Raw genomic sequence first — 25612 nt, 5'->3', positions numbered from 1 at the left:
TCTTACTATTATACCAAGCCAATAAGGCTGGTGCCATCATTTGACGTTAAAAGCTGGATTACAATTGCAAATGAAATAAGCAGCAGCAAAAAAAAAAAGCCTTACCGGCGAAGATCTCCGCTCGGCAAGGCGCAAAACAATATTATAATGGCATCTTCACAGTAAACGTTAATTTCCCAGCCGGCTCTGCAGCCACATAAACATCACCTTTATATTGCTTCGCAATCGTTTTTACAATCGATAAGCCTAAGCCTTGATGATCCTGCTGCTTAGTGGAATAACCCGCTTCAAATATAGGATTCGAAATGGCAAGCTCCGCATCGTCACAATTATTTGTTACCGTAAATTCCAGCATATCCGCCGTTTGTTTGCCGATAAGCGTAACATGGCGTCGATCCTCCGAGTATTTCAATACCTCATCAAAAGCATTATCGATCAAATTGCCAAGCATACGATTGACATCAAGCGTTCTAACGCCCATTTCCTGCATATTCAGTCCGGTAAAGGAGCAGCTGAATTGAATTTTGTTGCTTTCTGCTTGTGAAATTTTGGAACGAACCAAAGCTGCTATGGCCGGATTGCCAATATTGATAATATCGTTCATTAATCGAATATCACCGGTCAGCTCCTTCGTATAAGCAACGAGCTCATGCGATTTGTTAAGCTCTGCGAGAGAGTGAATGGTCTGGACATGATTCAAGAAATCATGCCTCTGCGCTCGAATAGACTGGAACATTTGATTAATCTCTTCCACATAGGTCTCCTGCGTGACGCGAACAACCTTGTCGCGAGAATGCCTATAATATCTCATCGCAAATACAGCTATCAACAAACTGAAAAAGGTGACAATTAAAATGATAATGCCTAAATTCAGAAACTGAGAGTCCAGCTTATCCTGAATGACGTGATAATCAGAGGTCATCATTAGCACATAGCTATTCATAGGCTGACCGTCACGATCGGTAATATTAATACCATCCTCATTAACAAATACCGGAATATACATTTTGAAAATCTCTTTGCCGCCGATATTCTCTCTTAAGGTGACCGTCTTCTTAGAAAAGTAAGCTTTACGGACTAAATTCGTATCCTGCTTTGATTTAATATTATACGTGCCATAAAAGATCGGTTCCTGCACTTTATGACCTTGAACCTCGCCTTGCGGATTAATCGTATTTTTCCCATCAGGAAATGTCTCCGGATTAATAAAAGCAATTTCAAGCAATGAATCGCTGCTTTGAATTGAATTTTCAATCATGCGGTGAACACCTGTCGCATTCTCATACTTTTGTTGTCGCTCATAATCTACATAAGGATCAATAATATAGTTCGTAGCTCCGTCGTAGTAGTAACCCCATTTGTTAAGCTTATCCACATTTGTTGCAGATACCTCATAAGGTCCGCTCCAGAAGTTCGGAAGGGATTGTCCAAGCCAGTTTACCGATGCATTTTTGTTTTCGAATAGCTGGTTAAACACCTCGTACCATGGCTTCCATTCTTTTGTACTAATATTGGTTTGCTTAGCATTGGATGATTTGTATAAAACAATGTCATCAGGCAATTTTTTGAGAAGGGTAATGTGGCTTAGGTCCAGCTTATCGCGCAGCTCCATGAGCTGCTCCGTCGTTACTTTCTCAATATCGGGATCAAGCGCATATTGAATTGCAATCGAGGCGGCGCGAAGTTCACGTCCAATCTGGTTTTGAAACTGTTCCGAGCCTTCGCGGGATTGCTCGAGCGAAATCTCCAGCCGCTTGGCATGTGTTAGAAGCTCTTCATTAAAGGAATCTTCCAGCGTTTTTTTTGTGAGAAAATAATAAGCCGTATTATTTAATAAAACTAAAACGACGATAATACTAATCGCCACAAGCCAAATGTTGCGTTGCATCTCAAGCATCTTGCCCTTCTATTTATTATAGCTTCCATTATGGATCATCCTAAACTAAACGACAATATGACAATCACTAACAAATGATTACAAATACATGAATATCAACCAAAGCGCTAGTATTTCGTTCTAGATTAAACCGTCCATTTTTTGAAAAACAATCGAACAGCCCACTTGCGCTCCTGCCGCTTTTTGTAACGAGGAAGCATACGATAAATTCGAAGTCCTTCTTCAATGGCATTTTTAGCTTCAGCCGTATTGCCTAATTTCTTATATATCATAGTAAGTTGATCATATGCCTCGCAAGATGAGGAGTTTATCGATTGAAAGGATTGGATATGCTTAAGCGCTTGCTCTGTTTGGCCATTCGAGAAATGAGCCGCTAGATTCAAGTATGGTGCACCGTATTTGACGCGTGGATTAAGCTCCAGCCCCCGAAGTATGCTTGCTACCCCATTTTCCTCATCACCGGTATATAAATAACTAGTCCCTAAGTCATCCCAAAATTCAGCTGATTCATCAAGCATTGGCTGCAGCGGGACAAGCCATGTCAAAGCCTCTTTATACTTCTTTCTCTCAATTAAAAGACGAGCCAACTCATGCTTGGAGGACACATCATTTGGCGACCGATCAATTTGCTGTTTCAGTTTTTTTATTCTTGATATTCTTTTTAGTGGTTTAAATATGCTTGGCATTAACCCGACAAACCGACGATCAAGCACATACAGCAGGAGAAGCATGACAAGAATGGCTATAAACGGATTGCCAAACAACCAAAATAAAAATATTAAAAGACTAAATTTTAACATATGATCCTCCTGCACGCTTTGTAATTAAACATTCAATTCGTAAGCAAATCCATCATTTATTGTACAAATATGGTTCTATCATACCATAATCTTCACATTTTTCGAGCAAAAATAGCATTTCATTACTATATCTAATGTATGAATAATAAAAACTTGTATGACTTAAACTACACGCTAGAAATATCAATTGCATTAAATTGGAGGATGAAAACATCATGGCGACGAATGAGACACCAGATTCGACATTAACTGATCGGCAAGGTCACCCGATCTCAGACAATCTAAATATTCGTACCGTTGGCAATCGTGGTCCGTCGACACTGGAGAACTATCATTTCATCGAGAAAATATCTCATTTTGACAGAGAACGTATTCCAGAACGTGTTGTGCACGGCCGCGGCGCAGGTGCGCACGGTTATTTCGAGGCTTACGGCAAGCTTGGCGAAGAGCCGATTGCAAAATATACGAGAGCCAAGCTATTTCAAGAGCCGGGCAAGCGTACGCCCGTATTCGTTCGTTTTTCCAGCGTTATTCACGGAGGCCATTCACCAGAAACGCTGCGCGATCCGCGCGGGTTCGCTACCAAGTTTTATACTGAAGATGGCAACTGGGATCTTGTCGGCAACAATCTGAAAATATTTTTCATACGGGATGCGATGAAATTTCCTGATATGGTTCATGCATTCAAGCCCGACCCAGTCACCAATGTACAAAGTATGGAACGTTTTTTTGATTTTGTATCTCAATCGCCGGAAGCTACCCATATGATTACCTTTTTGTTCTCGCCTTGGGGAATACCCGCAAACTATAGGCAAATGCAGGGCTCCGGCGTCAATACATACAAATGGATTAATGCCGCAGGCGAAGGCGTACTCGTCAAATACCATTGGGAGCCGCTTCAAGGCATTCGCAACCTAAAACAAAGCGAAGCAGAGCAAATTCAAGGGAAAAATTTCAATCACGGAACCCAAGATTTATATGAAGCCATCGAACGTGGTGAATATCCAGCTTGGGAATTACAAGTGCAGTGGATGAGCGATGACGAGCATGAAGAGCTTGATTTTGACCCGCTGGACGACACAAAGCTTTGGGACCCTGAATTATTCCCGATGCTGCCCGTTGGGAAGATGGTCTTAAACAAAAACCCGGAAAACTACTTTGCAGAAGTCGAGCAAGCGGCTTTTGGCACAGGCGTACTCGTTGATGGTCTAGATTTCTCTGACGATAAGATGCTGCAGGGCCGGACGTTTTCCTATTCCGATACTCAGCGTCACCGTGTCGGCTCCAACTACCTTCAATTACCGATCAACGCACCGAAGAAACGTGTCGCGACCAATCAGCGTGACGGGCAAATGGCTTTCTATATCGACATTGCACCCGGCCAAAATCCGCATGTCAATTACGAGCCGTCTACAATGGGCGGATTAACGGAAGCCCCAAAGCCGGGTGAGCCTCATGAGCCCTCCTATTCCGCAAAACTTGTAAAACAGCCTATCGATCGCCAAAACAATTTCAAACAAGCTGGGGAGACCTATCGTAAATTCGAGGACTGGGAGAAGGATGAGCTCATCGAAAATTTGGTAGATGCACTCAGCACATGCAGCACAGTTATTCGTGATCAAATGATTCAACATTTCACAGAAGCGGATCCCGAATATGGCAAACGTGTGAAGGAAGGACTACAGACAACCGATAAGCTCGGCAACAGCACAAAACACGTTGGAACCACGCCTGCAAACGAAGGAATGGAGCTTTCTGAGGAGCTCGGCCACTCCACTGACGGTTATTGAAAATGATGAAAGTGATATTTTTCAAGTGAATACCCTCTTGACGAAAGCATTTTACATTCTTATGATGTTAATATTCAAATGAATGGTGTTCAACATCATTTTATCGATTAAAACGATAAATCATATGAAATTGGCGTGTTACTCACTAAAAGAGGCATGAGCCAAGAACTGATTACCTTCTAATTTCCTTTTAGAACGGTTTTCTTTTCTTGGCTCTTTTTTTTGCCAGATGGGCACCTTAATGACAAAGGAGGGATTTCAAGTATGGCTCGCGCCTTTCGGGTTGAACGCGCAATCGGCAACAATGTGTTATTAACAATTGATGTGCAAACAGAGAAAGAATACGTCATTTTTGGCAAAGGATTAGGGTTCAGTCTTAAAGCCGGACAAATCATTGATCGAACCGATAACCGCATAGAAAAACGATTTCGTTTGGATGATTCCGAACAAATGAAGAAATATCACACGTATCTTGAAGAAATCGATCCAACCATCATTGATATGACAGAGCGAATAGCCGATTACATCAAGCAGAAAACGGGTGTCGAAGTAAACCCGAAACTATATTTCACACTGCCGAGCCACATCCAATTTGCTGTTTATCGGCTTCACAATGGCATGGATATTGTAAATCCCTTTCTAAACGAGACGAAACAGAGCTTTCCTTTAGAGTTCGAAATTGCCGCCAAATTGGCTGAGTGGATTAGTGAGCAATTCCATGTCGGCATCCCGGAAGAAGAAATAGGGTTTTTATCGTTTCATGTTTATTCTGGAATTCACAATGTACCGGTAGGGCAACTTATTAAACAAGCAGACCAACACTAGGAGGATATTATTATGCTATCTAAACTTTTTGGAAAGTCAAAACAAAAAACAATTGAAGTATCAGCACCCTTGTCAGGAAAGGTCGTACCGTTAACCGCTGTTCCTGATGAAGCTTTCGCAGGCAAACATATGGGTGACGGACTTGCGATTGAGCCGTCTGAAGGGACAATCGTCGCACCTTTCGATGGTACTGTATCTCATCTTATTCATACCAATCATGCCATTATTATTGAGCATGCATCAGGCCTGCAGCTTCTCATTCACATCGGTATCAATACTGTAGCACTAAATGGCGATGGTTTTGAGGCTCATGTAGCTTCAGGTGACACCTTTCAAGCCGGTGATGCACTTATAACATTTGATCGCGCCAAAATCGAAGCCGCAGGTTATCCATCCATCACACCTATCGTTGTCGCAAACGAGGATGATGTGAAGCAACTGGAACACTTGCTTACCAGCGGTTCTGTTACAGCTGGCAAGGAGCTTCTGCTTAAGGCAACTATGAACGGCTAAAGAAGCACCCCTACACTTGGATAAGAAAAGAGGACGAATAACTATGCTAGCCTTCCTACAAAAAATAGGTAAAGCATTAATGCTTCCAGTCGCCGCTCTTCCAGCGGCTTCCATCCTGCTTCGTTTCGGTAATATTGACTATGTGAAAGACTTTCACATGGGCAGCGCAGGAGAGTTTATTAATCAATACATCGCACCGTTTCTTGCTGCTGGCGGCGCCGCTATTTTCGATAACTTACCGCTCATATTTGCCGTCGGTGTTGCCATCGGACTTGCTGGTGATGCAGTTGCCGCACTGGCTGCCGTTATCGCGTACCAAGTGCTTGTAACCGTTCAAATTAAAGTGCCGCTCGTCTTTACCAACATTGTTGGAAAAGATGTTGAACTCAACATGGGCGTCCTTGGCGGTATTATTGCTGGTTTGATATCAGCGTACTTATATAAAAGATTCCATACGATCAAGCTGCCCGACTGGCTTGGCTTCTTCAGCGGCAAACGATTTGTCCCTATCATAACTTCGCTAGTTATGGTTATCGTTGCTCTCTTGCTCGGTCTTGTTTGGGGTCCTGTTCAAATGGCGCTGGATACTTTTGGCCGCTGGGTCGTTGGTTTTGGCGGAATCGGCTCCTTCGTTTTTCTTACAGCAAACCGACTGCTTATTCCTACCGGCTTGCATCATGTTATTAATTCCATCGCTTGGTTCCAAATCGGTGACTATACAGATGCAACAGGAAAAGTAGTGCACGGTGACTTGTATCGCTTTTTCGCTGGAGACAAAACAGCGGGCATGTTTATGACTGGCTTCTTCCCGATTATGATGTTTGCACTGCCAGCAGGCGCGCTTGCAATTATCCACACAGCTCGCAAAGAGAAGCGCAAACTCGTTGCTTCCATATTTATTGGTACGGCATTCGCTTCATTCCTGACAGGGATCACAGAACCGCTTGAATTTGCTTTTATGTTCGCAGCACCGTTTCTATTTGTCATTCATGCCATCTTAACGGGGTTATCCGGCTTCATCCTCTACCAGCTGGAGGTTAGGCATGGGTTTGGCTTCTCTGCAGGCTTTATCGATTATGCGATCAATTATCAGCTCGCGACGAATCCGCTGCTCATTATTCCAGTGGGCCTTGCCTTTGCCGTCGTGTATTATTTCTTATTTCGCTTTATCATCGTCAAATTCAATATTAAGACGCCAGGTCGTGAAGATGAGACGGCCGAGGACAAAGCCGATAACAAAGAAAAGACTGCAGCCGCATCTGGCAGTAAAGCAGAAAATGTGCTGCATGCGCTCGGCGGATCTTCAAATATCGTCGGTCTAGATGCTTGTATTACACGTCTTCGCTTAGTCGTGAAGGATGAATCGATTGTCAATGATACACAGCTCAAGGGCATGGGAGCAGCAGGCATTATCCGTTTAGGAAAAGGCGCAGTGCAAGTTATATTCGGCACGCAGTCCGAGCAGTTGAAAGACGAAATTAAAAAAATAATGTAACAACAAACATATTAGGAGTGAAAAACGATGAAAAACAGCTTTGTTATACAAAATCCATTTGGCATACATGCAAGACCAGCACGCAAGATCGTTGAAGCAGCAAAGGCATTCACAGGAACAGTTACACTAGAGAAGGATGGCAAAAGCTTCAATGCCAAAAGTCTAGTTCATGTCATTTCCGTTGGGGCAAAACTTGGAGACAGCATTGCCGTTTCTGCTGAGGGTGAGCACGCTGAGGCTGTTGTAGCTGCTATTGGAGAGATTCTTGTCTCTATTGAGGCGCATGCAGAAAAGGGGCAATAAGAGATGATGCTTCAAGGAATTGCCGCATCTCCTGGATATGCGATCGGCGTAGCTAAAGTATTGTCTACAAAACCTATCCAGATCGAGAAGGTTCACTTGGAAGACAATCGATTGGACGATGAAATTAAACGTTTTGAAGCTGCAATTGCTTCAACTCATGAAGAGCTTGAAGCCATCCACGCCAAGCTGATTGCTCAGAACAAAGAGCATGAGGCAGAAATATTTGAAGCACATCTAATGCTGCTCGAGGATGAAGAGCTCATCGACCGCTCGAAAGAGATCGTCAGATCCGAACGGATTAATGTTGAATTCGCCTTTTTCAACACCTCTGAAGAGATTGCAGAAATGATTGGCGGGCTGGATGATCCCTACTTGAAGGAAAGAGCAGCCGATATTCGTGACGTAAGCCTACGTGTATTGAACAAGCTGCAAGGCATTTCATCAACTTCTTTGAATGATGAATCAGGTTCTATCATTCTGTTTGCAGAAGATTTAACACCTTCGGATACGGCTCAGCTCGATCCAAGCAAAGTAATTGGCTTCGCAACGCAAGCAGGCGGACGCACTTCCCACTCTGCCATTATTGCAAGGTCTATCGGCATTCCTGCCATTGTCGGAATCGGCAGCTCCATGGAGCAGGCAGTGAAAAACGGCCAAACCGTCATCATTGACGGGACAGATGGGCATATTTTCGTGGACCCCGATAATGAAACATTATCTCGATATTCACAATTGCAGAAGCAGCAGCTTGAAAGCAAGCAATTTTATCAAACCTTTATGAATCAGCTTTCCGTAAGCAGCGATGGCGTACAGGTTGAACTTGTAGCAAATATCGGCTTAGTTAAGGATGCAGAGCTTGCCGCTGCGGCAGGAGCTGAAGGCATCGGACTCTTTCGTACCGAGTTTCTATATATGGACGCAGCTGGGCTGCCCTCCGAGGATACACAGTTTGAAGCTTATCGCAAAGCAGCAGAAGCGTTTGGAAACGATGCGCCTATCGTCATTCGAACGATAGATATTGGCGGAGACAAGGAAATTGCATACCTCAACCTACCTAAGGAAGACAACCCTTTCCTTGGTTACCGTGCCATTCGTATCTGCTTGGATCGACCGGATATGTTCAAGACACAACTTCGGGCGATTTTGCGGGCCAGCGCATACGGCAACTTAAAAATTATGTTCCCTATGATTGCTACACTGGGTGAATGGCGCCAAGCTAAAGCTATGCTGGAAGAAACAAAGCAGGAACTGACCGAAGCAGGTATTCCCTTTAACTCTGGGATCGAAGCCGGCATCATGATCGAAATTCCAGCAGCGGCTCTGCTAGCGGATTTATTCGCCAAGGAAGTTGATTTCTTCAGTATCGGAACAAACGATTTAGTTCAGTACACATTTGCTGCAGATCGTATGAATCCTAAGCTTTCCTATCTAAACGATCCGCTTCATCCAGCTATTTTACAGCTTATTAATCGTGTTATTACAGCCGCTCATGCTCATGGCAAATGGGTGGGGATGTGCGGTGAAATGGCGGGCTCGAAGCATGCACTGCCGATTCTGCTCGGTCTAGGTTTAGACGAGTTTAGTATGAGCGCAAGTGCAATACTTCCTGCTCGCGCTTTGCTCGCAAATCTATCTCAGCAGGAAATGAAGCAGATAGCTCAGGCCGTTCTGGCACTAAGCTCAGCTGAAGAGGTTAAAGGCTATGTGGAGCAGCATGTTTCTGGATTAATATAAAATTTCAGCAAAAGAGGCTGTACTGCATCAGAATGCGGTACAGCCTCTTTTATTTAGATTCGGATTTGAATACGAACCTTGCCTTCTTCATATTGAAATTTAAGCTCACCCTTATATTTCTCCACCGTTCTCCTTACTATAGAGAGACCGTTTCCTCGTAAAACAGAACCCTTTGCTTTCGTAGTAAAACCATATTGGAAGAAGCACTTTTGCTCCTCATCCGTAAGCACGGCTGGATTCTCGATTATAAATATATATTTTCCATGTTCCACTTTACATTGCACTTGAATCTCCTGCGATATATACCCAGCATTTGATTCCACCGCTTCAATCGCATTATCCAACAAATTAGAAAATAATTTGACTAAGTCCATCGACTCTATTTTATCGAATGCATCATAATCTGTAGCGAAGCTGATGATTATATTTTTCGAATGCGCCAGCTCCCTCTTGCTCTGGAACAGCACCATTAAAATCGGATTTTTTATATGCAGCGATAGGTTTAGCGTTTTGGATTCCTCGGTTAGCTGTTTTAAATAATCATGTGCCTTATCATACCTTCGGATGTCCATTAATCCATTCAACACCTGGAGATGATTCATGAGATCATGACGACTTGATTTGATGGTCTCTACAATTTTGCCCAACTCGGAAATGTATAGCTTCTCGGATTCACGCATGTCCTGATGAAGCCTGGCTTTGTACCATTTATTAAGCACATATACACCAGCGAGCAGCAATAAAGCAAACAGGACATCCACTCCGAAAATAAACATATTATTTTGGACAACATACTTGCCCACATGGCCTAAATCCTTTGCAGCGATATCGATCCCCACAACACCAAGCACCGTGCCATCCTCATCAAAGAAAGGAACCCCGACGGACATATAGGATTCGCTTATCCTATCATGTAACACTCCTGTGGAATATTTTAACCCTTTTTTAGCCATCTCCACTTGATTAGTAGGAACGGTACAAGGAAAACCAATCGGTATATCTTTTATATGAGGCGGAAATGCGTTAACCATTACTTTGGAAACATCGGTATCATCTAAAAGCAGAATATAGATATAGAGCGCATTTATACGTTTCCGATACTCCTCTAAATACAGCTTTATTTTTTTGCGATTCTCATCATCCGTTTTGGTTAGTAGAAATTGCTTATAAGCAACTTTATCTAAACCCTTTGCTGCATCCGTAGCGATTTCCGTATACTGCTTCGCCAGCGTGATCTCCGCTGACTTCGTTGTATAGTGATAGGTGGAGATGAGTTTAAGTCCGACAAGCATACTTATGATTGCAATGGATAAAACGATAAAATAAATCATTCTTTTTTTTGTATACACTAGGTCTGGTTTCATTAGCTTATTCCTTTTCAGTACATCAATAATTGATAATAATCAGAAATTTCAGAGGCAGCATACTAGTCAGCCATTACCGTCTGGTTTCTTCCAGCGTGCTTGGCCTTATAGAGAGCTTGATCTGCAAGTGAAAATAATTCATCTGCTGTTTGTGCATGGGAAGGAAACTGAGCTACGCCAAGCGAAACGGTAACCATCTGCTTGAGATGATTTTCGCTGCTCGCCATCGTTGTACGAATCCGCTCAGCAGTTTCAAAGGCAACATACGGCGCGGCATTCGGCAGCAGGACAACGAACTCTTCCCCTCCATAACGGCTGCAAAGGTCATCAGGTGTTACAGAAAACCTGACAATGTCTGCCAAATGCTGAAGCACTCTGTCACCTTCCTGATGCCCATATGTATCATTAATGGTTTTAAAGCGATCAATATCCAGGACGACAATGGAGTAAGGTTTCTTTTCTTCTATCCATTTTTTCATAATCGTTTCTAACGTTCTTCTATTATTTAATCCGGTCAAAGCATCCGTCATAGCCGCTTGTGTCAACCGATCGGTTTCCGTTTTAACACCTTTCATAGCAAGTATGACCGTGCTCGTTAATAAATCGGCTTCTCTGTTCCAATGATGCTTCATGGCGGGTATGGGAACTTCTTCTTTTCCCATTTTGCTGACGATATTCGCAAGCGTTACAAAAGGTTTAGCCAATCGGCGGGCAAGAAAGGTCGTCACGAGCATCAAAAGAATAAAGGGTATGAGCGTGTATAATAGGATCGCTTGTATATGATTGTTCAACTGCTCCTTCACTATGCTTATTGGTGAAAGCACAACGACCCCCCATTGATTCTCAGGGACGTAGGAGTAACCGGCAAGCCATTTCACACCATCTTCATCTACGGCGAGCTCTTGTCCACTCTGCCCCTTAATCAACTTCTGAACGATCAGATTCGAGGTACTATCCTTTCCAATCTGACTTTTGTCAGGATCGTACATCAAGTGGCCATCTGAACCTACTACATAGAAATAGGAACCGTTATGGTCAAGGTTATCATTACCGAATATCATATTTAGAACGTTATTTTGTTGCAAATAGAGGCTTCCACCGATATAGCCCCGGTACACACCCTTTTGATCAAACAAAGGCTCACTAATAAACACCATGAGATTTTTTGTTGTCGCGCTCGTATAAGGCTTTGACAAATATGGCTTTCGTGATGCCAATGCTTCCTTCGCAGCGGCTGTTTTTATAGGCTCGCCTGCCTTGCCAATCGACGAAGGGGACAGTGTACGCATGACACCATTCTCATCAACTACGACAATCGAATTAAAATAGTTGCTGCTATTGCGAATGAGATCAAGATATTTTCCGGAATCTGATTGCTTCATAACACTATTCAAAGAATAAAAGTCTGCCGCGTTTTTAAGACTGCTTCGCATCGACTCAAATAATGAATCCATTGTCATGCTCATTTTTGATGCGGTTGAAAGATTAAGTGTAAGTGTTGTTTCATACAACGCTTGTTTCTTGGACTGGTAGGATGCAAAAAGCAAAATGGTTAACATGAGTAAAACCGAAACAGAGACTAAACCAATCATTAGTGTCGTCAGGCTCACTTTTCTCTTTTGGATAGCTTGTTTTACATGTAAAAGCGACACAGCGATACCTTCTTTGATTTATGATATTACTAATTATTCGACGAGATTCGACAAATACCTCTTTCCTAGCTGGTTTATTTTCCATAATTAGATAATCAATTTCAATAATTGCCCATTAATCGATTTAAAAAAATAAGACAGCACCTTGTCACAGTGCCGTCCGATTAGGTTGCTTTGTTAGAATTAGGCTTGTAGAGCTCAAGCTTGTCCATGTCCATAATAAAACCATGTGTTTTTAGAATATCCAGTCCTAGCAACCCCTGATGAGAGTTGGGAAGCATACCAACATCTACCTCTATTTGCTCTGCTTTAAGATTATCAAGCTGGATATAATCCATTACTTTTGTATAAAAAGGAACGGTCCCACCAATGCCATATGCCTCATAAACAGCGTCTCCATTTTCATATGTTACTCCAATAGCATCCAAGATATCAGGGCTGAAAACCGTGTGTGATGAGCCTGTATCAATAATAATGTCGCTGATCTGTAACGTTTTCCCACGATAACAAAGAGTGATTGTAGTGGTTAGGAGCTGTCCGTCATCATTCATCTTCATGAACCGCGCCTCACTCGCAATAGCGGGTCCTTACGCAAATGAATTACACAATCCTCATTCGATGTGTGATAAACAATACTTCCAGGCTCTGCGCTAAAAAACGCTTTGTTCGCATCTTCCGTCGGAATCGTCTTTATTGGCGCAACTTCCGTTACGATTTTTTTATCTTCTTGTATTTTGTATTCAAGTATGGAAAGCAAAACAAATTGGTCGGGAAACAATTCTCTGACTTCCTGCCATTTCATCGTTACATCCCTCCTACTGTCATTTATGTATTTATTTTAGCATAAAAAATCATCTCCCATGGGACAACATTGAGCTCGTTATGTGTTTCAAAACATATCTCATTTGTAAAGTGGTTGCGGACACTTTTCCCGCTGACAAATAGTTATGTGCATAAAACTTGCTCTTCTGGTCGCTACCCTTCAATGTTTGTCACCATGCTCAGCAACTATTAAAACAAAAAATAAGACAGCACCTTGTTACAGTGCCGTCCGATTAGGTTGCTATGTTAGATTTGTAATTCACCAAGCTTGATTAGCTCGACAACCGCTTGTGAACGACCTTTTACGTTCAGCTTTTGCATGACATTAGAAATATGGTTGCGGACGGTCTTCTCGCTGATGAATAGTTGTTGTGCAATATCTCTTGTTGTCTTGTCCTGTACTAACAGCTCGAATACCTCGCGTTCACGATGCGTCAATAAAAACTTGCTCTTATGGTCGCTACCCTTCAATGTTTGTCACCCCTCCTTGCGCGGGTTTTTATGGTTTAACAAGGTTAAGGGATACAGTCAACTTATACTATGAAGGGGCGATACCATTGGTGCTGTTATGAAGGGAAAATGGGCTCTGCTGCCCATTATATTTTTGCATGAATGATGAGCCGATGCGTGGGGTTTACTATGGGATCACAGGTGATCAAAGTCAGCAGCTTATCTTTATTGTTGTAATTTAGAACAGATACATCAGTCGGATCTACAATGGATACTTTATAAACGGTATATGTGAAGCTTTCATCTTTTGTATCCACGACGATTTTATCTCCGACCTCAACTTCCCCAAGCCGATTAAACAGCCTTCCCTTAGAGCGCATCCGATGGCCGGCTATAGCTGCGTTGCCGACTTTGCCTATTGCTGTTGTTTCCTTTAAGTGAGCTGTAGCCGATTTCATATTCTTCTGGGTGGCTCCCTCAACGACAGGCAGCTTAAGCTTTATTTTTTCAATCTTAATCGTTGCAATGGGTGCAATCTTCTGTGCTTTTGGCGCCTCTGTAGGGGTTGCTTCTGGTGTAGCTGCATCCGTCGGCGATTGAATCGGCGTCTCGGTCGCTGCGGATTGCTCGTTGAAGAGATCCGTCAATTGCTCATATTGCTGCTGCGCTTGCTGCTCTGCGCTCACATCAAAGCTCGCCTCATCCCAAGCAGCCATCAGCTTATCCTGCTGACGGTTCTCGTACCATTCATTCGCTTTTGGATAGAGCAATATGAGAATACCTACAATCACTAATGCATAAGACAGTATTCTTTTCATTTTTCCCCACCTTCCGCTAGCTGGCCTCAGTCTGTGGTCCTTTCGCCTCGAAAACCCATTTCTTGCTTCCGTAAAAGTTAAGCGCAACGGTTACCACCGTTACAATCAACTTTGAGACGACCTCATTCAAACCCCACCACTCGTTCAAGGCCATAAGCAGCAGTAAAGTAATACCTAGTATGATACCGTTCCATACGATGAATCTCATACCTCTATTTAGCTGCTGCGGGCTTGAAGCTTCATTTTCCCTCTTCCTAAAAGTATATCGGCTATTTAGCACATAGCTGTTAATCATTCCAGCTCCGTATGCAATCACCTGTGCAAGTAAATAATACGCACCAAACCAAATGAGGAGTGTAAACATCAGAAAATCGATTAACGTATTAAGAAGTCCAACTAAATTGAACTTTACAAATTGTGCGATGAATCCTCTAGCTGCTCGTTTTGATGTTGCGTTAGACATATTTTTTAACCCGATCTTGTTCAGCAGACTCTGAGGATTGATTGTCATCTTTCGCAGGAAACCCCTGAGCTTCGCGAACGATGTATAAAGGGCGGTTTTTGGATTCTTCATAAATCCGGCCAATATATTCCCCGATTATGCCTAAGAGCATCAATATAATGCCGTTAAACAATAAATTTACTGCCACAATGGAAGCCCAGCCAGCAATCGTGGTGCCCGTAAACAGCTTCTGGAATATAACGACTAACAAATACAAGAAGCTCGTTATTGATAATGTAAAGCCAACATAGGTGGCAATTTTCAAAGGTTTATAAGAGAAGGAGGTTATTCCGTCTATGGCAAAAGATATCATTTTTTTCAGCGGATATTTGGTTTCGCCTGCAAAACGTTCTTCCCGTTCATATTCGACCATCGTCTGACGGAAACCGATCCAGCTAACCAAGCCGCGAACGAACCGATTTTTTTCCTTCAAGCCGCGCAGCACATCGCATACCTTCCGGTCGACCAAACGGAAATCCCCCGTATCTACGGGAATATCCACATTCGTTAAGCTGCGCAGCGTGCGATAAAACAGCTTAGCGGTTATTTTCTTGAACATCGTCTCGCCTTTGCGCTTAAGACGTTTGCCATAAACAACCTCAAAGCCTTCCTTCCATTTGGCGATCATATCGATAATGACCTCTGGAGGATCTTGTAGATCAGCATCAATGACGACGATCGCATCACCCTGCGCATAATCCATCCCCGCTGAAATCGCGATTTGATGACCAAAATTACGTGAAAAATTAATCATTCGGACATTTGGATCGAAATCGCAGATCATGGAAATTAATTCGACCGTACGATCTTTACTTCCATCGTTGACGAAAATAAGCTCATAACACTCGTTCGTGCTGTCCATGACCAGCTTCAGCCGCTCGTACGTATGCTCGATAACCTCTTCTTCGTTGTACATAGGAACGATAATACTGTATTTTACAGCCGATTGTTTCATCCAGATACCCCTTTCTTCAAGCAAAAACGCCTTCGGCGTCCTTAGACGCTGAAGTAGCCTTGACGGTGAAATATAAGATAAGTATGAGAAAACGATATACTTTCTTATATTTTAAAATAACCAGCTTGGGAACCAGCGCAGAACATGCTCTACATACCAGGTCTTTACAGTCATACCGGATAGCGCAGGATAGTACATCACAAACAACAATATCGCTACTGCTACAAAAACATTTCGAATCAGCTTAAAGTTTGGCCGTTTCTCTTCGATTATTTTAAACATATAGACCAAGCTCAGAATAATGAACGGCACCATTGCAAAATAGTGATAAAGGAATGTTAGACGTGTTACAAGCATCCAAGGCACGTACTGTGCTAGAAACGCAATCCATATCGTATACATCGCTTTATCTTTCCGTTTGATACTCATCCATATCGTCGCTGCCATCGCAAAAATGCCTGCCCACCAAATAAGCGGATTGCCCATCGCTACAATTGTGGATTTCATACCTGCTGCCATATTGTCGCCTGAGTAATACCATACCGGCCTCTTCATGAACGGCCACTCCCACCATGAGGATGAGAATGGATGCGTTGATACCAGCTTGCTATGATAGCTGAACATATGCTTCTGGTAATCAACTAGACTTTTCAAGGTATATCCTTCATCCATTACAGTCAGTACTGGAATGTAGGATAACGCATAAATCGCAAGCGGTATAACGATATAAAATACGAGACATACAGCAAGCGTTATGATCGTATAACGAGGAAATACGTTTATAATATGCTGCAGCTTGTCTTGGCTAAAGCCAGACTCTTTTTTGTTCTCTTTCAGAACTCGCTTGGCAGCTGCATACTCCTTATAACGATCAAATAAAGATAAACCGAGCATAATAGCTAAGCCTGCGCCCCCATAGAGCACAATCCATTTGGAAGCTACTCCGATTCCAAAAAAGAGACCGGCTAAAAACAACGGCAGCAAAGTAACACTCAGCTTTACCTTGTAGAAGCTTAAGGAATAATATTTGTGCATGAAATAAAACATCAGCATAATGAAAAACACGCCGTAAACGTCAATCGTTGCAATTCTAGTCTGCGTAAAATGCATAAAATCTGCTGCTAGCAAGGCAGTCGCCACACCAGCATAAACAGTCGTTTTAAACAGCCTTCTCGCGAATACATACATTAACGGCAGCATTGCAATGCCAAACAGCGTGCCGGCAATGCGCCAGCCAAACGGATTAAGCCCAAACAGCTTAATACCGATCGCAATTATAATTTTGCCAAGCGGTGGATGTGTATTCTCGTAAGCTACAATATGCTCCATATGCTCATAAGCAGTACGGGCATGATAAATTTCATCAAAATAAGATCCGTTCATATAAGTCGCTTCATACTTCGCGCGCTGCTGTTCATCAAAGAGCAAAGGTACGCTGCCTCGTTTGGCATCCTTCGCCTGCTCATCATTTATTCCGACGATTGATAACGGTATTTGGTTGCCTTGCTCGTAAATAGCCATCTCATGCATGGAGAAGCCTGTTTGAACCGTCGTAAGCTTCACATACCGAGCTGCGAGCGCCGCGGGCTGACTGTTCCAAGTAAATACAGCAACATGGCTGCTGTCGACTTCCATGAGATTGTCCCAGTCGGTCCCATTTTGACTAAATTCATATTTGTATTTTCCTGTTCCAACTCCGCCAAAGCTGTTGATGCGATCAAGCTGCTTAACCTCGCCCAAATCAACGTAAAAGCTTTGACCAACGGACGAAGGCTGCCATGCGGTTGTCGGCCCCTTCATCTCGCCAAGTTGGAATAGCGCGACGACCGCATAAATTAGCGTAATCGCACCCATCCATATCCAATCCTTGCGCACGAGTCGTTCATTCTCTTGCTTCACTCTTGAGATCGCTTCAGCTTTGAAAGCTGTTAGTGTCTTGTGATCCGACTGCTTGCGTTCTTCCTCCAGCAGCGGGGCGATAGGCTTCAATCTTCCGCGTGCATAATTATCATATCCGATATATAACAAGTAAAGCATCAATCCAACATTTGCTAACGAGCACAATAGAACAATTCCATTAAAAGGCACGTTCGTGCTCACCTTGCTGTAGTCAAGCACATAAGCAATATTGATGAAGCTCGTCAAGCTAAATCCGAAATACACCATCAACATCCTGCGATCGAGCGATTGTATAAAAGCAAAGATTCCAAGCAGCATTACTGGAAACAGATAACGCTCATGCATCTTTGTTACACCCATAAATACGACAACGATAAGCACCATCGCTATAAAATAAGAGCGCTTTGACGATTCATTGTCTCGCTTTAACAGTGCAAAAAAAGCGGAGATCGCTACGGCTGCAAAAATGAAGATATTCCCCCATGTTTTGAACGAAAACAGCAGCCACGTATCCTTAATCGGCTTCCAATTCGCATCGCTTAACGCATAGAAGTTGAATGCATTTAGCGTCGCATACGGATAAGAAGACAAGGTTCCTGAATACAGCTTAATGAGGCCCGACAAGCCGCTGTTGCCCCAGAAGAAAGGCAAAGCGAGCAATATAAATGTAGTGAGGCCGTAAAATGCGCTTACCGGAATCTTCTTCCAATCTTTCCGATATACGAACCACAACAGCAGCACCGGCATGAAAATAAATGCCTGCGGCTTAATAAGCGCTGCAATAGCAAACAAAACCGAAGCGCGCTCTATTTTATTTTCGACCAGTCCATGAATAGCCAGCACGAGTGCCAGCGCAAATATTGAATCCACTTGCCCCCATGCGGCAGAATCCACAATAATAGCTGGATTGAATAAGAAAAGAAGCGCTAATCCTAACGCTATCGAATATCCTGCTTTCTTCTTGCCTATTTGGACAATGAAATAAGCAGCAGCCAAATCGGCTAAAATCGCCGGGAGCTTAAATAGAAGCATTGCCGCATTTGATCCTGAATCTAGCGACAGCATATCTTTGATTAAACCTAATACATACAGAATATAAATATAGCCGGGAGGGTAATCTACAAACATTCCCGAATGGTAAAATCCAGAAAGCCCCTGCTTCGCAGCTTGGTCAGCCCAAGCCATAAACAAAGCGATATCATTCGCATAACCACTGCTTGAAACAGCAATCCAGAGCCGCAAAATTAGTGCCCCAAGGAACACGAATACAAGAATGATTTTATGTAAATGTTGTTTCTCTTCAAGCCAGCTTCGCTCACGAAACAGCTTCTTATAGATAAGTGCAAAAAACAAGGTGAACAGTGCACCAAACAAAATAAGTGGAAGGACTGAGCCGCCCGAAGTCGATGCTTCAGTTCCTTGGCTTGTCTCCGTAGGGACTAAGCTGAACACCTCTGCACCGGATGGCGCCTTAGATACTTTCTCTACACTGACGTCATCAAAATAAGCTTTTCCGGTATTAATGCTCCCGTATCCGCCTAAACTAGCGCTAAAGGTAATACTCTTTTGGTCCTGGCCCGTTTTCGCATAAAATTCAACGTAAGCCCATTTTCCATTTGTATCCTTCACTTCAGGATAAGTTACTGCTACGCCTTCAACGAAAAATAGAGCTCCTGTTGCATCCAAGCCTACTTGTTCCGTCTTCACGTACCCAGAAAATTTATATGTTGTTTTTGGTTTTACTTTTATCGTCTGTGTCCACCGCGAGTGATTAGCTTGCTTGTTCTCAAGCACGGCTGAATAGGTTCCTGTATGCGCTTCGGTATTATCAATCGTATACGAAGTAATTTGCTCTTCCTTCAAATACGCATCATGCGTCCAATAGGAAGGCGCTCCCTCCGCAACATTTTCAAAACCGGCATTGTTAAGTAGATTGCTTGCTGCGTTTGATACTGCCGCTGGCCATAGAAGGGTTAGGAGAAGGATGGTTATTGTAGCGCGACTAAACATATTCATCATCGTTCCGATTTCCACCTCATATTTGGAATAAAGTTGTCCATTTTATAATGAAATACAACTTAACTCTATGTGATATTAACCTCATGGTCAATGAAAAAGTGAAATTTCCACCGCTTTTTTAGCACGACGGAAAAGTCGACAGCGATAATAAAAAAGCATCCCTAATGGGATGCGCGAAATGACACAATGGAATGCATGTTTTTCTGCATGCAAGCACTCTCGATTCAGCTTGAGGATGGAGGCAGCATACCACCCTTTCCATCGGCTATGCCTACGATTTCTGAAGGTTTTCTTATATCCGCGACAACGATATCGTTTTTCTCGCCGATCATGCCTCCCGCCACATAGCTTTTGCCATCTATGACTCTTGTTCCAGCGATATGCCTCATAAAATATTCCGTATTCAACATCGCATCAATGACATAAGAAAACGCAATGCGCACATCAAGCCGAATAATAGTTATCGCTAATCGCCTAGTTGTTGCGATCGCAGCCTCCTTAACCGTTCCGATGCCGCCGTCCACAATAAGCGCATGCTTAGCTAAGGTTGTGACCGCAGCCTCGTCTATAACAGGGAGCCCCTGCGTAAATCCTATAAGAATGTCAGCATTTTTGACGGATTCCGCGATGTTGTTCTCATTGTATATCCGCCCGGTGCTGTACCTTGGAAGAATGGCATTCAAAGCTTGCGCAATGATTGCTCCATGCTGATCTCTCCTGCTGATGTAAACGTCAGCACCTCGCTCGGCGAGCGTCAACGCAAGCTTTGAGCCTAAGTTTCCTGCGCCAATAATCGAGACCTTCTTTTGCTTAAGCTCTGGAACCAGCTCGTTGATTAGAAGATCGCAAGCCAGCGAGGTAATATCGTTTCCTTTGTAGGCTTTTATCACACTCTGCAGCACACACGCTTTGGCGACAGCCAGAAAATCACCCGCTTCCGCGTTTTTAGCTTCGGCGTCAATGAAAATGTAGTCGACCTTACCATCGGCGTATTCACAAATAGCCTTTACATGCTCTCGCTCTGCAACAATATAGAAACAGGCTACAAAAGTCTGCGATTCTCTGGCAGGTCCAATGATAAAAGGCGGGTTGTTATGCCTCGCAGTAGATCCGATAATGGCAAGCGCCAAACGATTGCTTTCATGTGCTTTTTTTACACAATCATCAATTTCTCGCATCACTCTGCATCGCCGTGCTCATCTTCATCTAACCCATGCTTTTTCAAAATTTCCCCTAAAATATTTTTAATTTCACCTTGCTCAAAAATAATCGCCGACTCCAGCCTCTTTAGATCCGACCGCAGCTGCTCTTCATCAAGTGTTCGCAGCGAAGCTATAAAAATTCGAGGATGCAGACTTGGCAGTATGCTCTCCTTCTCGTAAAATAGCGATTCTGCTAATTTCTCGCCAGGGCGCATGCCTGTATATTTGATTTTCATTTCTTGCTCCGGCTTATAACCGGCAAAACGAATCAGTGCTTTCGCATGGTCATCAATTTTCACCGGCTTGCCCATGTCGAGCACGAAGATTTCCCCGCCGTTTGACAATGCGCCTGCTTGAAGAACCAAATGAACCGCTTCTGGTATCGTCATAAAAAATCGAACCATATCCGGGTGCGTCACCGTTACCGACCCTCCTGCTGCGCTTTGTTTCTTGAAGATGGGAATTACGCTTCCTCTGCTCTCCAGTACATTGCCGAATCGAACAATCGAGAAGATCGTAGCACTGCTTTTTGCTTTGGACTGCACAAGCATTTCTGCCATTCCCTTCGTCATTCCCATCACATTAATTGGATTCACCGCTTTATCGGTAGAGATGAATACAAATCGCTGCACTTCAGCCTTAATCGCATTGTCTACAACATTCAGCGTGCCAAATATGTTATTTCTGACGGCAGCGCCGCAGAGGTTAGTCCCAGCACAACAAGCATTAGAAAAGGAAACTGTTCATCTGTGAAAAGCAGCAACTCCGCTGCGTAGAGAATGACGGCTGCCGCCACCGATTTAAACACCCTAATGAGTTCGTGCACGCCTGCATATTTCCATAAAGTTTTGTAAGATTTGCTGATGACAAGGAAGAAGTAGCTTGTAATGATAAAAAGTCCAGCTACTGCCACATCAGTAACCGATAATGATTGAGGCAGAAGCTCGCCATAAATCAAATAAAAAGCAAACATCCAGCTTCCGAGGAGCAGCAAGCTGTCGATGATGGATAAGACCAGCATCCTTTTTCTAAATGTCATACGTCCACTCCGCTCGTCGTCTCTATTTGTACTTCCACTAAAGTAAGCTCCGTTAAAGCGGCTATGCTGTAGCTTGTTGTCGACTCCATTTCCAAGCAATCCCCGGGAGCGACGTTTAGCGGCTTACCATCCACAATCGCTACGCCTTTGCCGGCTTGAACGGTCCATATAACCCTTCGAGAGGGCAATGAACCCGGAACATAATGCTCTCCTGTATGAACCACAATTTTTTTCACGAGCGTCTCTCGGTTGTCTTCCAGCTTAAACACGTCCAAAATGCGATACCAGCCCCAGCGGAGCTCCTCGTACATCAGTCGCTGATCGATAGGCTGCATCATTTCCTTAATGCGGGGGCTCGCAGATTTATCGGATACGAGAATGCCATTCGGACTTGCTGCTACAACAATGTTCGATAAACCAAGCACCGTCACCAAAATATCCAATTCATTAAGCACATGCGTATTGTTCGAATCGTCGCTTATAAGACCCTGCCCAATTACATTCGTATCCATTTCCTCCGTCAGCGTGTTCCATGTGCCGAGGTCCTTCCACTCATTTTCATATGCGATGGCTCTGAGCTGCTTCGCTTTTTCCAACACTTCATAATCAAAGCTGTTTTTGGGCAGCGCAGCATATTGACGGGATAATTGTTGATAGGAGGTTGGGTAATTTCGATCGCGTAGAAGCGAGAGCAAATAATCAAGCTTGAAGGCAAACACGCCGCAATTCCATAGTGCACCATTGTCTATTAACTCCTTGGCAATCAGCGCTGGCGGCTTCTCAACAAAACTTGTAATCACGATGCTATTATTAGTCTGTGATGCGAGATTCATAGGAGATGGAATCATATAGCCATATTTCTCTGAAGGATAAGTCGGACGTGATCCGATTAAGGCAACCTCCGCATTCGTTCCTCTCAAAACCTGCTCTAATTCCTTGATCTTTTTGAAAAAATCTGTATTTACATAGGGGTCTACAGGCAGCACGCATACGATCTCGTCCTTAGAAGCTTTCACTATTGAATTCAAATAAGCGGAAACCAAAGCAATAGCCGGAAAGGTATCTCTTCTCTCCGGTTCCACGATGATCGGAACTTGGTTGCCAATCTGGCTTCTAATCAAATCCACCTGAGAGGAGCATGTGGCGATATAGGATGAAGCCTCAAGACCAGCCTCTTGCAGCTGTCTCCACACCCGTTGAACCATCGATTCTCGTTCGCCGTTCTCCCCTTTGAGCACCTTTAAAAATTGCTTCGTTCGCGAGCCGTTCGAAAGCGGCCATAATCGTTTGCCGGAGCCTCCCGAGAGCAAAATTATTTTCATTAGCCTCGCGCTCCTTTTAGTGCATTCATATCCTGCATAACCATTTCTTTAACAAGCGCTTGAACGTCATATTTAGGTGTCCACCCTAATTGTTTCTTTGCCTTCTCAGGACTTCCGAGCAGCAGCTCAACCTCGGTAGGCCGATAATATTTGGCATCCACGGCAACAACCTCCTTGCCGACCGGAAGCGAATAGGCTGGATTATGGCATGCCTTTACATAGGCCACTTCGTCTTCCTTTTCCCCTTTAAATGCTATTTCCACACCGATCTCGGCAAAAGCAAGACGAACAAACTCTCTAACCTCTGTCGTGTATCCTGTTGCAATAACAAAGTCTTCCGGCTCGCTCTGCTGAAGAATCAGCCACATCGCCTCGACGTAATCTCTTGCGTGTCCCCAGTCTCGCTGCGCATTTAAATTTCCTAAGTAAACCTTGTCTTGCAGTCCATGCGCTATACGGGCTACGGCTTTCGTTATTTTGCGTGAAACGAATGTTTCCCCTCGCAAAGGACTTTCATGATTAAAGAGAATACCGTTGGACGCGAACATGCCGTAGGCCTCGCGGTAGTTTACTGTGATCCAATAGGCATACAACTTGGCAACTGCATAAGGACTGCGGGGATAAAACGGTGTATTCTCATGCTGCGGAATTTGTTGAACAAGCCCGTAAAGCTCAGATGTGGAGGCTTGATAAATTTTTGTTTTTTGCGTAAGCCCGAGCAGTCGTACAGCTTCCAGTATGCGCAGCGTTCCGATGCCATCTGCGTTGGCTGTATACTCTGGCGTATCGAAGCTGACATGAACATGGCTCATCGCTGCCAAGTTATAAATTTCATCCGGTTTCACCTGTTCAATAATTCGCACTATGTTTAAAGAATCCGTTAGGTCTCCATAATGAAGAAAAAATCTTTGTTCATTAATGCTGGAATCATTCAACAAATGGTCGATTCTCCCGGTATTCGGCAGAGAGCTTCTTCTCTGCAATCCGTGTACAATATATCCCTTATCTAACAGCAATTCCGCTAGATATGCGCCGTCTTGTCCCGTAATCCCTGTTACAAAAGCAATCTTCAAAGCATCTGCCCCTTCCCTATCATCCCAATTAGTAACATAGTATGTCTCTCAAACGAATTGGTATGGACGTAATGGAAGCTTCTCAAACTCTATTCTATAAATAGGCAAAGACATGCTCACATTAGAAGCCGATTACATAATCTGATAAGTAGAATTATATATTCAGGTTAAATAGGAAAGGTCGGAGGCTGATAATGAGTCAATTGAAAGGGAAAAAAATTATGGTCACCGGAGGCTCCGGCTTCTTAGGCTCGCATGTCGTCGAGCTGCTTGCTAAATACGATGCAGCAGACGTTGTTGTACCGAGGAGCCGGCAATATGATTTAACTAGCCAGGCCGCATGTTTGTCCGTCATTCAAGACTATAAACCGGATATCGTCATTCATTTGGCCGCAAAAGTAGGTGGGATTGGAGCCAATCGCGCAAATCCAGGTTCTTTCTTCTATGACAACCTGTCGATGGGCATCCACCTCGCAGAGGCATCTCGTCTTCATGGCGTCGAAAAGTTTGTAGCCTGCGGAACGATTTGCTCTTACCCCAAATTTGCCAATGTTCCATTCAAGGAAGAAGAGCTGTGGGACGGCTATCCAGAAGAGACAAACGCACCTTATGGCTTAGCCAAAAAAATGCTGCTCGTTCAGTCTCAAGCTTATCGCAAGCAATACGGCTTTAATTCCATCTTCCTTCTACCCGTTAATCTGTATGGTCCCAGAGATAACTTTGATCTGGAAACCTCGCATGTCATTCCTGCGCTTATTCGGAAATGCTTAGAGGCGAAAGAACAGAATGCTGATTACATTGAGGTTTGGGGCACAGGGATTGCAACAAGAGAGTTTTTATATGTGGAGGACGCAGCAACAGCTATTCTGCAAGCCGCAGAGCAGTTTAATGGCGAAGAGCCTGTCAATATTGGCACAGGCCGCGAAATCTCGATTAAAGAGCTCGTTCATTTAATTGCGGAGAAAACAGGCTACACCGGAAATATACGATGGGATGCAAGCAGACCCGACGGGCAGCTGCGAAGATGCCTTGACACATCCAAAGCAGAGCAGCTATTCTCCTTCAAGGCACAGACGGATTTGCCGGAAGGGTTAGAGAAGACCGTGAAATGGTATATCGATCAGCAATAAATACGGTC

Annotated in this window: 22 protein-coding genes and 1 pseudogene; 7 read left to right on the top strand and 16 right to left on the bottom strand. The window is 43.7% G+C overall.

Going from position 1 to position 25612, the window contains the following annotated elements; genetic code table 11:
* Window positions 1-142: 142 nt before the first annotated feature.
* Together AC1DM9_RS18070 and AC1DM9_RS18065 are read right to left on the bottom strand one after the other, a co-directional pair.
* A complete protein-coding gene (locus tag AC1DM9_RS18070; protein ID WP_477510631.1) occupies window positions 143-1897 on the bottom strand; it encodes a sensor histidine kinase in 1755 nt (584 codons plus the stop codon).
* 125 nt (window positions 1898-2022) lie between these two features.
* Entirely contained in the window at window positions 2023-2697 is a 675-nt protein-coding gene (locus AC1DM9_RS18065; RefSeq protein WP_477510630.1) for a tetratricopeptide repeat protein, read from the bottom strand.
* Window positions 2698-2921: 224 nt separating this feature from the next.
* On the opposite strand from AC1DM9_RS18065, the pseudogene AC1DM9_RS18060 reads away from it, so the two are divergent.
* From AC1DM9_RS18060 to ptsP, 6 genes and pseudogenes are all read left to right on the top strand, one after another.
* A pseudogene (locus AC1DM9_RS18060) lies at window positions 2922-4487 on the top strand (catalase); the annotation flags it as partial.
* Window positions 4488-4751: 264 nt separating this feature from the next.
* Window positions 4752-5312, top strand: a complete 561-nt coding sequence (locus tag AC1DM9_RS18055; RefSeq protein WP_076270213.1) for a PRD domain-containing protein — start codon at window positions 4752-4754, stop codon at window positions 5310-5312.
* A 12-nt stretch (window positions 5313-5324) separates the two neighbouring features.
* Window positions 5325-5825 carry a PTS sugar transporter subunit IIA gene (locus AC1DM9_RS18050; RefSeq protein WP_339204025.1) on the top strand — a complete coding sequence of 167 codons (501 nt, stop codon included), beginning with the start codon at window positions 5325-5327 and terminating at the stop codon, window positions 5823-5825.
* A gap of 43 nt (window positions 5826-5868) precedes the next feature.
* Entirely contained in the window at window positions 5869-7320 is a 1452-nt protein-coding gene (gene nagE, locus AC1DM9_RS18045) for an N-acetylglucosamine-specific PTS transporter subunit IIBC (protein WP_076270215.1), read from the top strand.
* A 27-nt stretch (window positions 7321-7347) separates the two neighbouring features.
* Window positions 7348-7623, top strand: a complete 276-nt coding sequence (locus AC1DM9_RS18040; RefSeq protein ID WP_076270216.1) for an HPr family phosphocarrier protein — start codon at window positions 7348-7350, stop codon at window positions 7621-7623.
* Between the two features lie 3 nt (window positions 7624-7626).
* Entirely contained in the window at window positions 7627-9357 is a 1731-nt protein-coding gene (gene ptsP, locus AC1DM9_RS18035) for a phosphoenolpyruvate--protein phosphotransferase (protein WP_477581436.1), read from the top strand.
* 53 nt (window positions 9358-9410) lie between these two features.
* Here the strand turns inward: ptsP and AC1DM9_RS18030 are convergent, their stop codons facing one another.
* The 14 genes from AC1DM9_RS18030 to gmd all read right to left on the bottom strand — a co-directional run bounded on the left by AC1DM9_RS18030 (window position 9411) and on the right by gmd (window position 24474).
* Window positions 9411-10721, bottom strand: a complete 1311-nt coding sequence (locus tag AC1DM9_RS18030) for a GHKL domain-containing protein (protein WP_477551091.1) — start codon at window positions 10719-10721, stop codon at window positions 9411-9413.
* Window positions 10722-10783: 62 nt separating this feature from the next.
* Window positions 10784-12373 (bottom strand): sensor domain-containing diguanylate cyclase, encoded by a 1590-nt coding sequence (locus tag AC1DM9_RS18025; protein ID WP_477581433.1) that lies wholly within the window; start codon window positions 12371-12373, stop codon window positions 10784-10786.
* Window positions 12374-12537: 164 nt separating this feature from the next.
* The gene (locus AC1DM9_RS18020; RefSeq protein WP_477581431.1) at window positions 12538-12930 is read right to left on the bottom strand and encodes an aspartyl protease family protein; all 393 of its coding nucleotides are present in this window, start codon (window positions 12928-12930) and stop codon (window positions 12538-12540) included.
* Window positions 12927-13175: a hypothetical protein gene (locus tag AC1DM9_RS18015; protein WP_441885970.1), complete on the bottom strand. Its 249-nt coding sequence runs from the start codon at window positions 13173-13175 to the stop codon at window positions 12927-12929. Before AC1DM9_RS18015 ends, AC1DM9_RS18020 begins: the two co-directional genes overlap by 4 nt.
* 266 nt (window positions 13176-13441) lie before the next feature.
* Window positions 13442-13666, bottom strand: a complete 225-nt coding sequence (locus AC1DM9_RS18010) for a helix-turn-helix domain-containing protein (protein ID WP_006040330.1) — start codon at window positions 13664-13666, stop codon at window positions 13442-13444.
* 125 nt (window positions 13667-13791) lie between these two features.
* The gene (locus AC1DM9_RS18005) at window positions 13792-14463 is read right to left on the bottom strand and encodes a class D sortase (RefSeq protein ID WP_477581429.1); all 672 of its coding nucleotides are present in this window, start codon (window positions 14461-14463) and stop codon (window positions 13792-13794) included.
* 16 nt (window positions 14464-14479) lie between these two features.
* Window positions 14480-14926, bottom strand: coding sequence for a GtrA family protein (locus tag AC1DM9_RS18000; protein ID WP_339204032.1), 447 nt, complete (start codon window positions 14924-14926; stop codon window positions 14480-14482).
* Window positions 14919-15920, bottom strand: coding sequence for a glycosyltransferase family 2 protein (locus AC1DM9_RS17995; RefSeq protein WP_477581426.1), 1002 nt, complete (start codon window positions 15918-15920; stop codon window positions 14919-14921). The genes AC1DM9_RS18000 and AC1DM9_RS17995 overlap by 8 nt, the downstream gene beginning before the upstream one ends.
* A 111-nt stretch (window positions 15921-16031) precedes the next feature.
* Window positions 16032-19838: a phospholipid carrier-dependent glycosyltransferase gene (locus AC1DM9_RS17990; protein WP_477581424.1), complete on the bottom strand. Its 3807-nt coding sequence runs from the start codon at window positions 19836-19838 to the stop codon at window positions 16032-16034.
* Window positions 19839-20062: 224 nt separating this feature from the next.
* On the bottom strand, window positions 20063-21016 hold the full coding sequence (locus tag AC1DM9_RS17985) for a Rossmann-fold NAD(P)-binding domain-containing protein (RefSeq protein ID WP_477581570.1): 954 nt from the start codon (window positions 21014-21016) through the stop codon (window positions 20063-20065).
* On the bottom strand, window positions 21016-21684 hold the full coding sequence (locus AC1DM9_RS17980) for a polysaccharide biosynthesis protein (protein ID WP_477581568.1): 669 nt from the start codon (window positions 21682-21684) through the stop codon (window positions 21016-21018). Before AC1DM9_RS17980 ends, AC1DM9_RS17985 begins: the two co-directional genes overlap by 1 nt.
* Before the next feature lie 17 nt (window positions 21685-21701).
* The gene (locus tag AC1DM9_RS17975) at window positions 21702-22079 is read right to left on the bottom strand and encodes a hypothetical protein (RefSeq protein WP_477581422.1); all 378 of its coding nucleotides are present in this window, start codon (window positions 22077-22079) and stop codon (window positions 21702-21704) included.
* Window positions 22076-23401, bottom strand: a complete 1326-nt coding sequence (locus AC1DM9_RS17970; protein ID WP_477581420.1) for a sugar phosphate nucleotidyltransferase — start codon at window positions 23399-23401, stop codon at window positions 22076-22078. The genes AC1DM9_RS17975 and AC1DM9_RS17970 overlap by 4 nt, the downstream gene beginning before the upstream one ends.
* Complete coding sequence (gene gmd, locus AC1DM9_RS17965; protein WP_441886740.1) at window positions 23401-24474, bottom strand: GDP-mannose 4,6-dehydratase; 1074 nt, start codon at window positions 24472-24474, stop codon at window positions 23401-23403. Before gmd ends, AC1DM9_RS17970 begins: the two co-directional genes overlap by 1 nt.
* Window positions 24475-24668: 194 nt before the next feature.
* Between gmd and AC1DM9_RS17960 the strand changes: the two genes are divergently transcribed.
* Window positions 24669-25604, top strand: a complete 936-nt coding sequence (locus AC1DM9_RS17960; protein WP_441886743.1) for a GDP-L-fucose synthase family protein — start codon at window positions 24669-24671, stop codon at window positions 25602-25604.
* The last annotated feature ends 8 nt before the right edge of the window (window positions 25605-25612 follow it).

It is taken from the genome of Paenibacillus sp. 01T431 (assembly GCF_056398625.1).
The sequence above is the reverse complement of the archived record's forward strand: the minus strand, read 5'-3'. Positions and strand labels throughout refer to the sequence as shown.

Bases quoted from the DNA above. Each gene is read 5' to 3' on its own strand.
- AC1DM9_RS17985 (WP_477581570.1), bottom strand. From the start codon at position 21,016: ATGCGAGAAATTGATGATTGTGTAAAAAAAGCACATGAAAGCAATCGT.
- AC1DM9_RS18055 (WP_076270213.1), top strand. From the start codon at position 4,752: ATGGCTCGCGCCTTTCGGGTTGAACGCGCAATCGGCAACAATGTGTTA.
- AC1DM9_RS18030 (WP_477551091.1), bottom strand. From the start codon at position 10,721: ATGAAACCAGACCTAGTGTATACAAAAAAAAGAATGATTTATTTTATC.
- ptsP (WP_477581436.1), top strand. From the start codon at position 7,627: ATGATGCTTCAAGGAATTGCCGCATCTCCTGGATATGCGATCGGCGTA.
- nagE (WP_076270215.1), top strand. From the start codon at position 5,869: ATGCTAGCCTTCCTACAAAAAATAGGTAAAGCATTAATGCTTCCAGTC.
- AC1DM9_RS18065 (WP_477510630.1), bottom strand. From the start codon at position 2,697: ATGTTAAAATTTAGTCTTTTAATATTTTTATTTTGGTTGTTTGGCAAT.
- AC1DM9_RS18015 (WP_441885970.1), bottom strand. From the start codon at position 13,175: ATGAAATGGCAGGAAGTCAGAGAATTGTTTCCCGACCAATTTGTTTTG.
- AC1DM9_RS18020 (WP_477581431.1), bottom strand. From the start codon at position 12,930: ATGAAGATGAATGATGACGGACAGCTCCTAACCACTACAATCACTCTT.
- AC1DM9_RS17990 (WP_477581424.1), bottom strand. From the start codon at position 19,838: ATGATGAATATGTTTAGTCGCGCTACAATAACCATCCTTCTCCTAACC.
- AC1DM9_RS17960 (WP_441886743.1), top strand. From the start codon at position 24,669: ATGAGTCAATTGAAAGGGAAAAAAATTATGGTCACCGGAGGCTCCGGC.
- AC1DM9_RS18000 (WP_339204032.1), bottom strand. From the start codon at position 14,926: ATGTCTAACGCAACATCAAAACGAGCAGCTAGAGGATTCATCGCACAA.
- AC1DM9_RS18040 (WP_076270216.1), top strand. From the start codon at position 7,348: ATGAAAAACAGCTTTGTTATACAAAATCCATTTGGCATACATGCAAGA.
- AC1DM9_RS17995 (WP_477581426.1), bottom strand. From the start codon at position 15,920: ATGAAACAATCGGCTGTAAAATACAGTATTATCGTTCCTATGTACAAC.
- AC1DM9_RS18050 (WP_339204025.1), top strand. From the start codon at position 5,325: ATGCTATCTAAACTTTTTGGAAAGTCAAAACAAAAAACAATTGAAGTA.
- AC1DM9_RS17975 (WP_477581422.1), bottom strand. From the start codon at position 22,079: ATGACATTTAGAAAAAGGATGCTGGTCTTATCCATCATCGACAGCTTG.
- AC1DM9_RS17970 (WP_477581420.1), bottom strand. From the start codon at position 23,401: ATGAAAATAATTTTGCTCTCGGGAGGCTCCGGCAAACGATTATGGCCG.
- AC1DM9_RS18070 (WP_477510631.1), bottom strand. From the start codon at position 1,897: ATGCTTGAGATGCAACGCAACATTTGGCTTGTGGCGATTAGTATTATC.
- AC1DM9_RS18005 (WP_477581429.1), bottom strand. From the start codon at position 14,463: ATGAAAAGAATACTGTCTTATGCATTAGTGATTGTAGGTATTCTCATA.